The 14,221-nt window shown below is 70.0% G+C and carries 14 protein-coding genes; 7 read left to right on the forward strand and 7 right to left on the reverse strand.

All coding sequences use genetic code 11. From position 1 onward, the window contains the following. Positions 1-6 precede the first annotated feature (6 nt). From EII35_RS03070 to EII35_RS03100, 7 genes are all read right to left on the reverse strand, one after another. Complete coding sequence (locus EII35_RS03070; protein ID WP_124845042.1) at positions 7-231, reverse strand: helix-turn-helix transcriptional regulator; 225 nt, start codon at positions 229-231, stop codon at positions 7-9. Continuing rightward, positions 232-1,077: an ABC transporter permease gene (locus tag EII35_RS03075; RefSeq protein ID WP_125227000.1), complete on the reverse strand. Its 846-nt coding sequence runs from the start codon at positions 1,075-1,077 to the stop codon at positions 232-234. Next, positions 1,074-1,961 (reverse strand): ABC transporter ATP-binding protein, encoded by an 888-nt coding sequence (locus EII35_RS03080; RefSeq protein ID WP_125227001.1) that lies wholly within the window; start codon positions 1,959-1,961, stop codon positions 1,074-1,076. The genes EII35_RS03075 and EII35_RS03080 overlap by 4 nt, the downstream gene beginning before the upstream one ends. A 110-nt stretch (positions 1,962-2,071) precedes the next feature. After that, a complete protein-coding gene (gene deoC, locus EII35_RS03085) occupies positions 2,072-2,740 on the reverse strand; it encodes a deoxyribose-phosphate aldolase (RefSeq protein WP_125227002.1) in 669 nt (222 codons plus the stop codon). 28 nt (positions 2,741-2,768) lie between these two features. Further along, positions 2,769-4,178 carry a sensor histidine kinase gene (locus EII35_RS03090; RefSeq protein WP_125227003.1) on the reverse strand — a complete coding sequence of 470 codons (1,410 nt, stop codon included), beginning with the start codon at positions 4,176-4,178 and terminating at the stop codon, positions 2,769-2,771. Continuing rightward, a complete protein-coding gene (locus EII35_RS03095; RefSeq protein ID WP_125227004.1) occupies positions 4,178-4,909 on the reverse strand; it encodes a response regulator transcription factor in 732 nt (243 codons plus the stop codon). The genes EII35_RS03090 and EII35_RS03095 overlap by 1 nt, the downstream gene beginning before the upstream one ends. Before the next feature lie 72 nt (positions 4,910-4,981). Beyond that, positions 4,982-5,446, reverse strand: coding sequence for a DoxX family protein (locus EII35_RS03100; protein WP_185744132.1), 465 nt, complete (start codon positions 5,444-5,446; stop codon positions 4,982-4,984). Positions 5,447-5,546: 100 nt separating this feature from the next. Here EII35_RS03100 and EII35_RS03105 point away from each other — a divergent pair, with 100 nt between their 5' ends. The 7 genes from EII35_RS03105 to EII35_RS03135 all read left to right on the forward strand — a co-directional run bounded on the left by EII35_RS03105 (position 5,547) and on the right by EII35_RS03135 (position 14,093). Further along, a complete protein-coding gene (locus EII35_RS03105) occupies positions 5,547-5,981 on the forward strand; it encodes a hypothetical protein (RefSeq protein ID WP_125227006.1) in 435 nt (144 codons plus the stop codon). A gap of 183 nt (positions 5,982-6,164) precedes the next feature. Then, a complete protein-coding gene (mptB, locus tag EII35_RS03110) occupies positions 6,165-7,559 on the forward strand; it encodes a polyprenol phosphomannose-dependent alpha 1,6 mannosyltransferase MptB (RefSeq protein WP_125227007.1) in 1,395 nt (464 codons plus the stop codon). Positions 7,560-7,594: 35 nt separating this feature from the next. Next, a complete protein-coding gene (locus EII35_RS03115; RefSeq protein WP_260464988.1) occupies positions 7,595-8,551 on the forward strand; it encodes an ABC transporter ATP-binding protein in 957 nt (318 codons plus the stop codon). Next, positions 8,551-9,516 (forward strand): hypothetical protein, encoded by a 966-nt coding sequence (locus tag EII35_RS03120; protein WP_125227008.1) that lies wholly within the window; start codon positions 8,551-8,553, stop codon positions 9,514-9,516. The genes EII35_RS03115 and EII35_RS03120 overlap by 1 nt, the downstream gene beginning before the upstream one ends. Before the next feature lie 186 nt (positions 9,517-9,702). After that, positions 9,703-11,115 (forward strand): threonine synthase, encoded by a 1,413-nt coding sequence (gene thrC / locus EII35_RS03125; protein ID WP_125227009.1) that lies wholly within the window; start codon positions 9,703-9,705, stop codon positions 11,113-11,115. Between the two features lie 79 nt (positions 11,116-11,194). Next, positions 11,195-12,541 (forward strand): flavin monoamine oxidase family protein, encoded by a 1,347-nt coding sequence (locus tag EII35_RS03130; RefSeq protein ID WP_125227106.1) that lies wholly within the window; start codon positions 11,195-11,197, stop codon positions 12,539-12,541. Between the two features lie 193 nt (positions 12,542-12,734). Beyond that, on the forward strand, positions 12,735-14,093 hold the full coding sequence (locus EII35_RS03135; protein WP_125227010.1) for an NAD(P)/FAD-dependent oxidoreductase: 1,359 nt from the start codon (positions 12,735-12,737) through the stop codon (positions 14,091-14,093). The last annotated feature ends 128 nt before the right edge of the window (positions 14,094-14,221 follow it).

Below are 14,221 nucleotides of genomic sequence, written 5' to 3' on the forward strand. Positions count from 1 at the left end.
CCCGCGTCACGCCCCGATGCGGGGGAAGGGGCGCAGGGAGAACAGCACCTCCACCGGGACCTCGAAGTACTCGGCCAGCTGCAGGGCAAGCGTCAGCGACGGGGAGTACTCGCCGCGCTCCAGGTAGCCGACGGTCTGGTAGTGGATGCCCAGGGCCTCGGCCAGCTGGCGCCGCGAGATGCCTCGTTCGGCGCGCAGCATCGCGATGCGGTTGTGGATGGTCTCCGCCATTCAGTACCCCCTGGCGAGGACGCGCTCGCGGGCCTTGGCCATCTGTGATCCGGACACACCCCTCACCATACGACGTAGCGCCCTCGGCGCGAGCACCAGACCCACGGCCGCCCAGAGCCCGAGGACGACGAGGGTCAGCACGGTCCGGAAGCTGCCGCCGAACTCCAGAACCGCCGCCTCGGCAGGCAGCATCGCGGAGCGCATCCCCAGGCCGATCCAGTACGGGGGCAGGGCCTGAATCAGCCACTCGAACCACGCCGGGACCCGGTCATTGAGGGGGAAGAGCAGGTTGGAGGCCGCCATCAGGAGGTAGAGCCCGATGAGGGAGAAGGAGAGGGCCGCCGTGTTCCGTACGACGGCGCCCACGACTGCTCCGATGGGCAGGGTGGCGAGGAGTCCGAGTGTCGTGTAGCCCAACGTGGCCAGCCAGCCTCCCGGCCCGAAGGACACGATCTTGGGGATGAAGAGCGCCAGCGGAATGAGGGTGAGGATCACTGACGCCAAGGTGGACCCCGTGACGTACACGACCTTGCCGAACACGTAGGCCTGCATCCCGCCGGGCAGGCTCTTCATCCGAAGCAGGGTGCCGTCCTCCTTCTCGGTCATGATCGTCGACGCCATTCCCATGAACCCGCCCGTCGCGATCGCCATGGTGAGCCAGCCCGGTGCTGCGAAGCGTCCAATGCTGATCGTCGCCCGGTCCAGCTCGATGTTGTTCACGGACAGCGCGAAAGCGGTTGCCAGTACGGGGAAGAAGAGGTAGGCGAGGGCTGCTGGGCTGCGTAGGTCTCCCAGCAGGTTCACGCCCGCCTGACGCAGGCTGGCGCTGATCGTGGTGCGGTTCATCGGTGTTCCTCTCGACGCACGAGTTCCAGGTAGGTGTCCTCGAGGGAGTTGTGCTCCACCTCGAGGTTGTCCATGCGGACCAGGGGGTCGGCGAGCCGACCGCGGAGAAAGCCGACGGGGTCGTCGGTGGCGTGGACGTGGGCGCCGCCGTCGTCGTGCCATCGCACCTCGGAGGTGCCCGAGTGCAGCCGACGCAGCTCGTCGGGTGAGCCGTCGGCGATGATCCGGTGGTCGGCCAGGATGAGGATCCGGCTGGCCACCCGCTCCGCCTCGTCGAGGTCGTGGGTGGTCATGAGGATCGTGGTGTCGATGTCCTCGAGGGAGGCGAGCAGGTCGTGGAAGTCGCGGCGGGCCTCCGGGTCGAAACCGGCGGTCGGTTCGTCGAGGAACAACAGCTCCGGGCGACCGACCAGCCCGACGGCCACGTCGAGGCGACGGCGACGACCGCCGGAGAGCTGGGACACCTTCTTGTCGGCGTCGGCCGTGAGCCCGACGAGGTCGAGCAGTTCGTCGGTGGGCCACGGGCGGGGGATCGCCGCGGTGGAGTAGGGGGTGTAGAAGGAGCCGAGGTGGCTCAGCAGAGTGCGCACCCGCCATTTCGGGTGGTCGCGCCATGACTGGAGGACCACGCCCACGCGCGCCCGCCACGGGTCGCCCGCCGTCGTCGGATCCTCCCCGAGCACCCGCAGTGTACCGGCCGAGGGGCGACGGAAGCCCTCGAAGGCCTCGATCATCGTGGTCTTGCCCGCGCCGTTGGGGCCGAGCAGGACGACGGTCTCGCGGGCCTCGATGGTGAGGTCGATGGAGTCGAGGACGAGATGGTCGCCATAGGCCATCGTGAGGCCTGAGGCGGAGATCGCCGGCGGCCGCTCTGTATTGCTCATGCCCTCACTTGTAGCAGACCTACTACATCTGATTCAACAGGTGCGGCCAGACTGATGTTGTCGATGCGAACAGTCCCCGGACTCGGTGGGTGGCGCGGGGGCCTCGGTCCTCAGTAGTCGGTGTCGGCCGGGGCGCCCTCAAGGATGGCGCGGCTCGCGGACAGGCCCAGCCTCGTCGCGCCTGCCTCGACCATCGCCTTGGCCGTGTCCCAGTCGCGGATGCCGCCCGAGGCCTTGACCCCCAGCCGACCGCCGACGGTGTCCGCCATCAGCTTGACCGCGTGCACGCTCGCCCCGCCCTTCGGGTGGAAGCCCGTCGAGGTCTTCACGAAGTCGGCACCCGCCGCTTCTGCGGCCCGACAAGCGGCGACGATCTCGTCATCGGTGAGGGCCGCCGACTCGATGATGACCTTGAGCAAACCGGTCGTCGCCTCCCTCACGGCCGCGATCTCCTCCTGCACCTTCTCCGGCTGACCCGCCTTGAGCAGCCCGATGTTGATGACCATGTCGATCTCGTCGGCGCCCAGCCGCGACGACTCCGCCGCCTCGGCCGCCTTCGCCGCCGGGGTGTGGTTGCCCGATGGGAACCCGCACACCGTCGCGACCTTCACCTCGCCCAGCTCATCCGTGATCGGCAGCATCGACGGGGACACGCAGACCGAGAAGGTCCCCAGCTCGCGGGCCTCGGCGACGAGGGCTGAGACCTCCGCCGGGGTGGCGTCGGTCCGCAGGAGGGTGTGGTCGATGAGGTGGGCGAGGTCGTCGCGGGAAATGTCCATGAGGTTGAGCATAGATGGTCACCGCCACCTATCCGCTCAGTGGGAGCCGAACCGTGAAGGTCGTCCTCCCCGGCTCCGAGGCCACCGCCGTCGAGCCCCCGAAACTGTGCACCACGGCCTGCACGATCGACAGGCCCAGCCCCGTCGACTGCGCCTCGCTGTGGCGGCGTGAGGCATCCGCGCGGCTGAACCGCTCGAAGATCCGGTGCTGCTCCGCGGGTGGGATCCCCGGACCGTCATCCGCCACCACCAGCTCAGCCATCCCGTCCCGCACCGCGACGCTGGTGGTCACCGTCGTCCCGGCGGGGGTGTGGGTGCGGGCGTTCGACAGCAGGTTGACCACCACCTGGTGCAGCCGGTCCGCGTTCGCCAACACCTCGAGTCCCTGCTCCGGCAGTTCGAGCCGCCACTGGTGGTCAGGCCCGGCGGCGCGGGCATCGCTGACCGCGTTCAGCACGACCTCCACCAGGTCGACGGGGCTCAGCTCGGTGGGTGCGTCGGCATCGAGGCGGGCCAGGAGCAGCAGGTCCTCGACGAGTTTCGTCATGCGCCGCGACTCGGCGTCGATCCGTCCCAGGGCGAAGGTCGAATCCTCCCCGCGGGCGCGTCCCGCCAGCTCCGAGTAGCCGCGGATCGCGGCCAGCGGATTCCGCAGCTCGTGGGAGGCGTCGGCGACGAAGCGGCGCAGTTTCGTCTCGGAGGCCTGCCTGGCCTCCAGGGCGCTGCGGACATTGCCGAGCATCCGGTTGAAGGAGTCGGTCAGCTGCGCCACCTCGTGGCTGGGCGCGAGATCGGGCGACGGCACGGGCGCGGGGACCTGCACCTCGCCGCGCCCCAGCTCCAGCCGGGAGACCGTCTGGGCCGTGGCGGTCAGGGTACGCAGTGGGCGGGTCGCGGCATCCGCGACGGCCCGGGTCGCCAGTGCCGCGACGACGACGGACACCAGACCCAGCCCGACGCCGAGGAAGGTCAGCTGCACCAGCGTCGAGTGCACCGCCTCCAGCGGCACGGCGACGATGACGCGCACCCCCTGCTCCATCCGGGAGCTGACCCGGTACCGTCCCATCTCGGGGACGGTCACGCTGTGGTTCTGCCCGTCGGGGTCGATGCCGATGAGCGCCGTGTAGGCGTCCGTCGTCAGCGACTCATAGGTGCCCTCGGCGATCCGGGTGCCGTACGCCTCCCCGTCCTCGGTGCGCATGGCGACGATGGTCCCGGGTGGCATGCCCGGCACCGCGATGCCGGGGGCGTGCTTGCCGTTCGGGTCGGCCGGGCCGCGTCGCTGCAGCACCTTCGCGTTGTCCAGTTGCCCGTCGACCTGGCGGTACAGCAGGGTCTGTGCCGCGACGAGGGTTCCGGCCAGGATGAGCAGCGACAGGGCCGCCACCACGATCGTGATGTGGCGGCGCAGCTGGGCCGACAACGTCCCGGCCTGCATCACGGCCCCGCCGGACGCAGCACGTATCCGGCTCCGCGCATGGTGTGGATCATGGGTTCGCGGCCCGCGTCGATCTTCTTGCGCAGGTACGAGATGTAGAGCTCGACGACGTTCGCCTGCCCACCGAAGTCGTAGTTCCACACCCGGTCGAGGATCTGCGCCTTCGACAGCACCCGCCTCGGGTTGCGCATGAGGTAGCGCAGCAGCTCGAACTCGGTGGCGGTCAGCGCCACGGCCTCCCCGGCGCGGGTGACCTCGTGCGACTCCTCGTCGAGGATGAGGTCCCCGACGATGAGCTGCGTCTCCGGCTGGATGGTGGTGGCGCCGGAGCGGCGCAGCAGGCCGCGGAGCCTGGCGATGAGCTCCTCGAGGGAGAACGGTTTGGTGACGTAGTCGTCGCCGCCGGCGGTGAGGCCCGTGACGCGGTCATGGACGCCGTCCTTGGCGGTGAGGAAGATGACCGGTACGTCGGGCTGCTCGGTGCGGATGCGTCGCATCACCTCGAGGCCGTCGAAGTCCGGCAGCATCATGTCGAGGACGATCGCGTCGGGCTGGACCTCGCGGGCGAGCCTGACGGCGTCTTGGCCGGTGGCGGCGGTGTGGACGTCCCAGCCCTCGTAGCGCATCGCCATGGACAGCAGTTCGGTCAGGCTGGGCTCGTCGTCGACGGTGAGGACGCGCAGCGGGGTGCCGTCGGGGCGGGTCAGCGGGGCGGGGGCTGCTGAGGTCATGGCACTACTGTCGCACTCAGGGCCCGGGAAAGGCCATGGATCCGCTGTGAGATTCCTGTGGACGTCGGACCGTCACTGTGCGGGCTCGTCGTGGATCACCGGTGGCGCCGGCTCGGGTTCGTCGTCGCGGGGCTGGAGGAACAGGTTGTCGAGCCCGGCCCGGCCGGAGCCGTGGGCGAGCAGCATCAGCCCGACCACCGCCATGACCGCGTTGTACTCCCAGCCGCCGTCGTGGGCGTAGAAGCTGTCGCCGCGGACGAGGAAGATGATGGCGCAGTTGAGGACGACGATGCCGAACCCGATGACGGGGGTCGCGAGTCCGAAGATGAGGAGGATGCCCCCGACCACCTCGAACCCGATGACGAGCCAGATGAGGAGCCCCGGGTTGGGTAGGCCGATGGACTCCAGCAGGGCGGCCTCGGCGGCCACGCCTTCGTTCTGCCAGCGGTGCCAGCCGTGGCCGACCATCACCACGCCCATGACGATGCGGGTCAGCATCAATGCGATGTCACGGACGACTCGGATGAAGGCCTTCATGGTGTTCCCAACTCTCACAGCTTTGGCCCCATGGTAAGCCCCGGAGGGTGTTCGTGAGGGGTTGGGATCGGGTGACCCGCCTGGCGTCGATACTGGGCGCATGAGGAAGCGGGTCCTGGTGGCGGCCGGTGTGGCCCTGATCGCTGCGCTCGTGCTGGGTGTCTGGGTGAGCAACGAACTGAGGGCCCCGTGCGACCGGGAGATCTACGGGGACCCTCAGGGGGCGCACTCGGTGACCTTCAGCTACCGGCGGGAGGGGTGTCTCCTCCGGGGGGACGAGCACATGCGTGAGCCGACGCGGCACGCGATGGTCCTTGCCCCCGGGGAGCGGCAGGCCCTGTCGTGGCGGGTCTCGGGTCCGCCGGTCCGGGCCACCGTCGCCTCCGCGGCGGGGGAGATCGTTGTGCTGGAGCTGTCCGGGCAGGGGTGCGTCGACTTCGTCCGGGGAGCAGGTGAGCATCAGCTGCTCCTCGAGTTCCCCCGGGGCAGCGGCGAGGGACACGTCGACTGGGGCGAGTCGACGGCCTGCGCCTGACCGCCCGTCGTCTTCCTCGCCTCGGGCCGCCCACGTCGAAGCGGTCACGAATCGCCGTCCTGCTTGTGTTGAAACGTTTCAAACCGGGGTCTCGTGGAGGCAGAGCGGCGGTTCGTGCCTGCTGGGGTGGGGCGCGGTCGCCGTGACGATCCTGCTTCCCGCACACCCTCTAGGCTGAAGGGGATGTCAGTGCTTCGTGCTCTCCGCCTGGAGGCCCTGCCGCCGGAACGTCTCATCTGGGTCGGGGTCGGGGCGAGCGCCGCCCTCAGCGGGCTGGCGTGGCTCGTCACCCCCGACGCGCCCTGGGCCGGGCGGGCCCTGCACCTGCTCATGACCGGGTGCGTCGCGCTGATGCTGCTGTGCTGGTGGCGGCTCGGACCCCGCTTCGAGCACCAGGCCGGGGTTGCCGTCCTGTGGGCCCTGCCCCTGTTCGCCGCGCCACCGCTGTTCAGCCAGGACGTCGCCGCCTACCTCGCCCAGGGACGCATGCTCGCCGAGGGACTCGATCCGTACACCACCCCGCTGGCCGTGGCGGAACTGCCGGGCCTGCCCGTCGGGCACCACTGGGCCGGCACCACCGCCGTCTACCCGGCCGGGTCCGTGATGATCTTCCGGCTCGCCCACTGGCTCTCGCTCGGCCATGCCGGACTGGGGATCTTCTGGCTGCGGCTCCTCCACCTCGCCGCCCTCGCCGTGACGGTGGCGGCCGTGCGACGCCTCGCCCAGCACCTCGCCGTCCCCGTCCGCTCCGCCCTGTGGCTGGGGGTCACGTCGCCGCTCCTCATCCTCCAGTGGGTCGGCGGGGTTCACAACGACGCGGTGGTCGTGGCCGCCGTGGCCTGGGCCGCCGTCCTCGCCCTGCGCGGCGGCTGGTCGGGGCTCCTGCTGGGCGGGGCCATGATCGGCGTCGGGATGCTCGTCAAGCAGTCGGCGGCCTTCGCCGGGTTCGGGATCGTCGCGATCGCCGTCGCCACCCTCACTCCCCGCTCCTGGCGCGACCTCGCCGTCCGCGCCGGGGCCGCCGGCGGCGTGGCGGTGGCGGTCTTCGTCCTCGTCTCGGTCGCCTCGGGGCTCGGCTTCGGCTGGGCCCGACCCACGGCGGGCAGCCCCCTCACCGCGATGAACTTCTCCCCCTGGTCGTGGCTGGCCCAGCTGTCGCTGCGCATCGCGCCCGGCGGGGCCGCGCTGCCGGTGCTGTCCGCACTCTCGGCTATCACGGTCCTCCTGGCCCTGGTGTGGGTGGTGCGACGCTGGGGCCCCACCCCGGAGGATCCCGGCCGCCCCTGGCTGGTGCTCACCTGCGGGCTGCTCGCGTTCATGCTCGCCGGGCCAGCCATCCAGCCGTGGTACCTCACCTGGGCGGCTCCCTTCCTCATCTTCTGCCTGCCCCGGACCCGGCCCGCGCCGGGCACCGGCATCGACACGGAGGTGGCTGCCGTCGTCGCCGTCGCCGCAGTGACCCTGCTCGGGCCACTCCAGGGCGCCATCGACGCCCTGCCCGCCCTCGCCGTGACGGTCGGCGTCGTCTGGTGGCTGCTGCGGAGACCACGGTCTGACGCCTCGATGACCTCAGGCTGACCTCCGGCCCCGGCCGGGCGGATAGGGTGCGTGCCATGAGCGGGATGTGGAAGAGTCGGCCCACGAACTGGGCCATCCAGTTGAAGGGGGTCAGCAAGAGCTTCCGTCACACCCGCGCAGTCTCCGGGCTCGACCTCAACGTCCCCCTCGGCGGGGTCCACGGCCTGCTGGGGCCGAACGGATCCGGCAAGACCACCACCATCCGCATGCTCCTCGGGCTGCTGCGCGCCGACGCGGGACGCATGTGGATCCTCGACCACGAGGTGCCGGAGCGGCTGCCGGAGGTCGTCCACCGCGTCGGCGCCATCGTCGAGACCCCACGCCTGGCCCCCGGACTGAGCATCGAACGCAACCTCGAGATCCTCGCACTCGCGACGGGGGTCCCGAACGCCCGGGTCACCGAGGTGCTGCTCGAGGTGGGGCTCGGTGGCCGGGTCGACACCCCCTTCAGGGCGTGCTCACTGGGCATGAAGCAGCGGGTCGCGATCGCCGCCACCCTGCTGAAGCGCCCCGACATCCTCATCTTCGACGAACCGACCAACGGGCTCGACCCGGCGGGCATCCAGGAGATCCGCACCACCATGCGGGCGCTGGCCGACGCGGGACGCACCGTCCTCGTCTCCAGCCACCTCCTCGGCGAGATCGAACAGGTCGCGAACTCCGTCTCGATCATCGGGCGGGGCCACGTCATCGCCGAGGGGGATCTGGAGGCGCTGCTCGGCGGCGGCCAGGCCCACGTCGTCGTCGAGGTGGCGGAGGTCGGGCGGGCCAACGAGGTGTTGCGGCAGGCCGGCTACCGGTGCGAGCAGGTCGCGGGGAAGCTCCACGTCAGGTCCGACGGTGACATCCACGCGTCGGAGGTGGCGCGGACCCTCGGGCTGGCCGACCTGTGGCCGTCACATCTGAGCCGACAGCAGGCCAGCCTGGAGTCGGTGTTCCTGCGCCTGACGGAGCACGAGCACCTGTCAGCCACCCAGGGGAGGGCCGCCTGATGATCAACCTGCTCCGGGCCGAGGTGTTGCGACTGCTCAGCAGCGGTGCGCTGCGGGGTTTCGGCCTGCTCGCCCTCGTGCTGGTGTGCTGGCCCGCCATCACCACCGTGGAGGGTGCCGAACCGGTGTCCGAGGCGGACTGGGTTCAGGCCCGGGTCAGCTACGAGAGCGTGGTGGAGCAGCAACAGTTCGAGCTGGAGATGGCCCAGGAGCAGTGTGGGGACGGTGACGAGGACTCCTGCCAGATTGTGGCCGACATGCAGGCCCAGCCCCCGTTGACCGTGGAGGAGTTTCTCCGTGTACCGACCGACTTCACATCGGTGGTCGATCGGACCATCCGGGTCATGGGAGTTCTTTCCCAGCTCCTCGTCTTCGCCTTCCTCTCCCAACACGTCGGGTCCCAGTTCTCGACGGGCGAGGTGGGGACCCAGCTGACGTTCACCCCCAACCGGCGGCAGGTGATGTGGGCCAAGATCATCGTGGCCACCGTCGCCGCCGCGGCGATGACCGCCCTGTGGTTCGTTCTGGGGCTGACGATGGACGTGCTGGCCTACAGCTGGGTTCGAGGGCCCGAGGGAGTGGTCGGCCACATCGGTATGGGAGCGGTGGTGGGCAGGTACTTGCTCAGTACGTTGCTCGCCGCGGCCCTGGCAGCGACCCTCGCGTTGCTCTTCGCCTCCCCGTGGCGGGGGCCGGTGTTCATGTTCTTCGTCTTCGCCGGAACCCAGCTGCTGCCGTTGTCGGTGCGCAGTGGTCCCGTCCTGTCCGCCATCGTGCCGCTGCCCTACGTCGAGGCACTCGTGGAAGGCGAGTACATCGAGTTCATGGAGTTCTCCTCCGACGGTCCCAGCGTGCCGGTTCTCGAACTCACCTTCTGGCACGGCCTCGCCTACTGTCTCATCGTGCTGGCCCTGCTGATCGCCATCACCTCGTTCCGGTTCTCCCGCCGCGACATCCTCAAATAAGAGGGTGCGCGGATAGGGGGATCGTGACGAGGATCGTCACGGTGGCCTCTTGGCAAGGCGGACGACGAAGAGCGCACTGGATTGTGCGTTTGAGGAGGACAACGCTGCCAGGGGGTTACCGGGGCGACCGCAGTGGATTCGCCTATCCGCGCACCCTCTAAGAGGGTGCGCGGGTAGAGTCGGGCCGTGCGATACGTCTCCACCCGCGCCACCACCGCCGACACCCGCGGCTTCAGCGACATCCTGCTCGAGGGCCTCGCCCCCGACGGCGGCCTCTACCTGCCCGTCGAGTACCCGACGGTCGACGACGCGACCCTCACCCGGTGGCGCACCGTCCTCGCCGACGAGGGCTACGCGGGTCTGGCCTTCGAGGTGTGCTCCCTGTTCGTCGACGACATCCCCGCCGACGACCTGCGCGCCATCTGCCAGCGGGCCTACGCCCCCGCGAAGTACCTGGACCCCGCCGTCGTGCCCGTGTCGCAGCTGTCCGACGGGTTGTGGCTGGCGCACCTCAGCAACGGTCCGACCGTCGCGTTCAAGGACATGGCGATGCAGCTGCTGGGGGAGCTGTTCCCCTACGAGCTGGCGCGCCGTGGCGAGACCCTCACCATCCTCGGTGCGACCTCCGGCGACACCGGGTCGTCGGCCGAGCACGCCCTCAAGGGACGCGACGGGGTACGGGTGGTCATGCTCTCCCCGGCCGACCGGATGACCGCGTTCCAGCAGGCCCAGATGTACGCCCTCGACGACCCGAACATCGTCAATCTGGCCGTCGAGGGGGTCTTCGACGACTGCCAGGACCTCGTCAAGGCCGTCAACGCCGACGCGGAGTTCAAGGCCCGACACCGCATCGGTGCCGTCAACTCCATCAACTGGGCCCGGCTCATGGCGCAGATCGTCTACTACTTCGCCGCCTGGTTGCGGATCTCCGAGGGTGGGCCGCTCAGCTTCGCGGTCCCGTCGGGCAACTTCGGCAACATCGCCGCCGGTCACATCGCCCGTCGCATGGGGCTGCCGATCCGTCACCTCGTTCTCGCCACCAACGAGAACGATGTCCTCGACGAGTTCTTCCGCACCGGGATCTACCGGGTGCGTTCCGCCGAGGAGACCCTCGCCACGAGTTCCCCGTCGATGGACATCTCCAAGGCATCGAACTTTGAGCGCTTCGTCGCCGACCTCCTGGGACGCGACGGGGCCCTCGTCGCGGAACTGTTCGGGCGTCGGCTCCCCGCCGAGGGCAGCCTCGACCTGTCCGCGACGGATCGTTCCGGTTCCGGTTTCGTCTCCGGTTCGTCCCGGCACGCCGACCGCCTGGCGACGATCCGTGCCACGTGGGAGCAGGACCGGGTCCTCATCGACCCGCACACCGCCGACGGCGTCCACGTCGCCCGTCGACTGCTGGCCGAGGGCACCGTGGCCGGGCCTGTCGTCGTGCTCGAGACCGCCCTGCCCGTCAAGTTCGGTGAAACCATCATCGAGGCGGTCGGGGTGACCCCGCCGCGGCCCGCCGTCTTCGACGGGATCGAGGACCTGCCCCGCCACGTGCGGCGGATCCCCGTCGATGTCGACGAGGTGAAGGCCGTCATCGCCGCGTTGTGAGGTCGGGGGTGCCCTCGGGGGCGATGAGGGTGCCTTGTACGCTGATGGAGCGGATCTGGAAAGTGATCTAGGAGGGGTGATGCTGGACTGCGCCATCATCGGTGCTGGCCTGGCCGGTCTGGTTGCCGCGCGCGACCTCAGGAATCGTGGTCTCGATGTCGTCGTGCTGGAGGCGAGGGACCGTGTCGGGGGACGCGTGGAGAACGCCGCCCTGTCGGATGGCAGCCAGGTGGAGCTGGGGGGACAGTGGATCGGTGCCGGCCACGACGCCATCCTCGAACTCGTGCATCGTTACGGGCTGAGCACCATCGGCCTGCCCGCCGAGGGGAACCTCATGGTGCGCATCCACGGGCAGGCGACGTCGGTGCCGTCGAAGGCCGACGGGAAGGAACTCACCCCGTTCGAGGTCTCCGACCTCAGTCAAGGGCTGCTCCGGCTGCGTCGCCTGGCGAAACGGCTGGCGGAGGACCCGACCTGGGTCAAGGCGAACAACGCGTGGCTGCAACAGGACCTCCGACGCTGGGTGCGGACCAACCTCCGCACCTCCGGGGCGCAGGAACGCTTCGGCGAGGTCTACACGGCGGCCTACGGTCCCATGACCGAGGACGAGACCCTGCTGGAGGGGCTGCGTCAGATCAACTCGGGGCCCGACCTGGAGTCGATGCTCGCCTCCAACGGAGGACTGAACCAGCAGCGGGTCGACGGTGGAGTGGCAGCCCTGTGCGAGGCGATCGCCGCGGAACTCGGCGACGCGGTGCGGCTCGGCGAGCCCGTCGTCAAGGTCAGCCACGACGACATGGCTGTCCTCACCCTCGCCTCCGGGGAGACCGTCGAGGCGCGGACCGTCATCTCGACGCTGCCGCCCCGGCTCGCGGTCGTGCTGGAGCACGACCCGGCGCTGCCGACGTGGCGCGCCGAGGCCGCGGAGAAGGTCGCGGCGGGCAACGTCATCAAGGCCTTCCTCATCTACGAGCGTCCGTTCTGGCGTGACAAAGGGCTCTCCGGGCAGTCGAGTTCCGATGAGGGGGCGGTGCGGGTCACCTTCGACACCACCCGACCCGATTCGGAGCGGGGGCATCTGCTGGGCTTCTTCGAGGGAGTTGAGGCTGGTTCCTACGCCAACCGGTCCAGGGAGGAGCGTCGGCAGGCGTTCATCGACTCCGCCGTGAAGGTCTTCGGGCCCGAGGGGGCCGAGGCGATCGAGTACATCGAACGGGACTGGAGCGCGGAGGTCTACACGGGTGGCTGCCACGGCGCCCACTTCGCGCCGGGGATCTGGAGCTCGAACGGCCCGGTCCTCGCCGCGCCGGAGGGGTGCCTCCACTGGGCCGGGGCGGAGTACTCTTCCCGGTTCAACGGCTACATGGAGGGCGCGGTGCGATCCGGCGAGGAGGTCGCGGCGGCCGTCGCGCGGGCGTTGATCTGAGAGGGCGCGCTGACAGGCGAAATCTGCTGCGGTCGTCCCGGTGTCCCCCTGGCTGTGTTGTCCTCCTTGAACGCACGGTCCAGTGCGCTCTTCGTCGTCCGCCTTGCCAGGAGGCCACCGTGCCGATCCTCGTGACGATTCCCCTATCCGCGCACCCTCTGAGAGGGCGCGCGGGCATGGCACCATTGAGGACATGCGCAAGCCTCGTGTTGTCATAATCGGGTCCGGGTTCGGCGGGTTGTTCGCAGCGAAGGCCCTGCGCCGGGCCGACGTCGAGATCACGCTCATCGCCCGGACCGCCCACCATCTGTTCCAGCCGCTGCTCTACCAGGTGGCGACGGGCATCCTCAGTGAGGGGGAGATCGCCCCGGCGACCCGCGAGATCCTGCGACGGCAACGCAACGTCCGGGTCCAGCTGGGGCTCGTCACCCGCATCGATGTCGAGGCGCGCCAGGTCCACTGGCGGTTCCACGACCGCACCCACGTCACCGAGTATGACCACCTCGTCGTCGCGGCCGGGGCGGGGCAGTCGTACTTCGGCAACGACCAGTTCGCCCGGTTCGCGCCCGGCATGAAGTCCATCGACGACGCCCTCGAGCTCCGGGCCCGGATCTTCGGCGCCTTCGAACTGGCGGAGGCGGAGCCGGAGGGGGCGGACGTCTCCCGGCTGCTGACCTTCGCCGTGATCGGGGCTGGGCCGACGGGTGTGGAGATGGCGGGGCAGATCCGGGAACTCGCCTCGAAGACCCTCGTCGGCGAGTTCCGTCGCATCGACCCGCGCCAGGCGCGGGTGGTGCTCATCGAGGGTGGGCCGCGGGTGCTGCCGAGCTTCGGCGAGGACCTCGGCGACGTGGCCCGCCGTTCCCTGACCAGCCGCGGCGTCGAGGTCTGGACCGACACCCTCGTCACCGACGTGGACGCCCGCGGCATCGTCGTGAAGCGCCCCGGCGGGGAGTCGGAGCGGCTGGAGACGGTGTGCAAGGTGTGGGCGGCCGGTGTCGCGGCGAATCCGCTGGGCGCGCAGCTCGCCGAGCAGACGGGGGCGGAGACCGACCGCGCGGGCCGGGTGAGGGTGCAGCCCGACCTCACCCTGCCGGGGCACCCGGAGGTGTTCGTCGTCGGGGACCTGGCCGCCGTCGACGGGGTGCCGGGGGTGGCGCAGGGGGCCATCCAGGGGGCCCGGTACGCGGCCTCGGTCATCCGTGGTCAGATCGACGGGGCGCGCCCCCTCGATCCGTTCCGGTACAAGGACAAGGGCTCCATGGCGACCATCTCGCGGTTCGCCGCCGTCGTGAGCGCGGGGCGGCTCAGGATGACGGGGTTCCTCGCCTGGCTGGCGTGGCTGCTCCTCCACCTGCTCTACATCGCCGGCTTCAAGCAGCGGTTGTCGACGCTGCTGCACTGGTTCATCAGCTTCCTCACCCGGGGCCGCTCGGAGCGGGCCACCACCAACCAGCAGATGGTGGGTCGGTTGGCGCTGGAGGAGCTGGGTGAGGGGTCCAGCGGCCGTCTCATGGACGGTCGGGCGCGGGGGAGCGTCGACGGATCGTGAGCGCAGGGTGAGGGGGCGCCCCTGTCCGCGCCCTGACAGCCCCTCCCACCCCTCCCGTCGGCCTCCTCAACACGCTGATTCGCCTGCCTTGGGTCGGAAACGCCTGTCTTCTTTCACTTTGCCTGCCG

Source organism: Arachnia propionica (assembly GCF_003932785.1).
In the GTDB taxonomy this organism is placed as follows: Bacteria; Actinomycetota; Actinomycetes; order Propionibacteriales; family Propionibacteriaceae; genus Arachnia; species Arachnia propionica_B.

Bases quoted from the DNA above. Each gene is read 5' to 3' on its own strand.
- EII35_RS03105 (WP_125227006.1), top strand. From the start codon at position 5,547: ATGAGGAAGCGGGTCCTGGTGGCGGCCGGTGTGGCCCTGATCGCTGCG.
- EII35_RS03100 (WP_185744132.1), bottom strand. From the start codon at position 5,446: ATGAAGGCCTTCATCCGAGTCGTCCGTGACATCGCATTGATGCTGACC.
- mptB (WP_125227007.1), top strand. From the start codon at position 6,165: ATGTCAGTGCTTCGTGCTCTCCGCCTGGAGGCCCTGCCGCCGGAACGT.
- EII35_RS03080 (WP_125227001.1), bottom strand. From the start codon at position 1,961: ATGAGCAATACAGAGCGGCCGCCGGCGATCTCCGCCTCAGGCCTCACG.
- EII35_RS03135 (WP_125227010.1), top strand. From the start codon at position 12,735: ATGCGCAAGCCTCGTGTTGTCATAATCGGGTCCGGGTTCGGCGGGTTG.
- EII35_RS03115 (WP_260464988.1), top strand. From the start codon at position 7,595: ATGAGCGGGATGTGGAAGAGTCGGCCCACGAACTGGGCCATCCAGTTG.
- EII35_RS03130 (WP_125227106.1), top strand. From the start codon at position 11,195: ATGCTGGACTGCGCCATCATCGGTGCTGGCCTGGCCGGTCTGGTTGCC.
- EII35_RS03090 (WP_125227003.1), bottom strand. From the start codon at position 4,178: ATGCAGGCCGGGACGTTGTCGGCCCAGCTGCGCCGCCACATCACGATC.
- EII35_RS03120 (WP_125227008.1), top strand. From the start codon at position 8,551: ATGATCAACCTGCTCCGGGCCGAGGTGTTGCGACTGCTCAGCAGCGGT.
- EII35_RS03070 (WP_124845042.1), bottom strand. From the start codon at position 231: ATGGCGGAGACCATCCACAACCGCATCGCGATGCTGCGCGCCGAACGA.
- deoC (WP_125227002.1), bottom strand. From the start codon at position 2,740: ATGGACATTTCCCGCGACGACCTCGCCCACCTCATCGACCACACCCTC.
- EII35_RS03095 (WP_125227004.1), bottom strand. From the start codon at position 4,909: ATGACCTCAGCAGCCCCCGCCCCGCTGACCCGCCCCGACGGCACCCCG.
- EII35_RS03075 (WP_125227000.1), bottom strand. From the start codon at position 1,077: ATGAACCGCACCACGATCAGCGCCAGCCTGCGTCAGGCGGGCGTGAAC.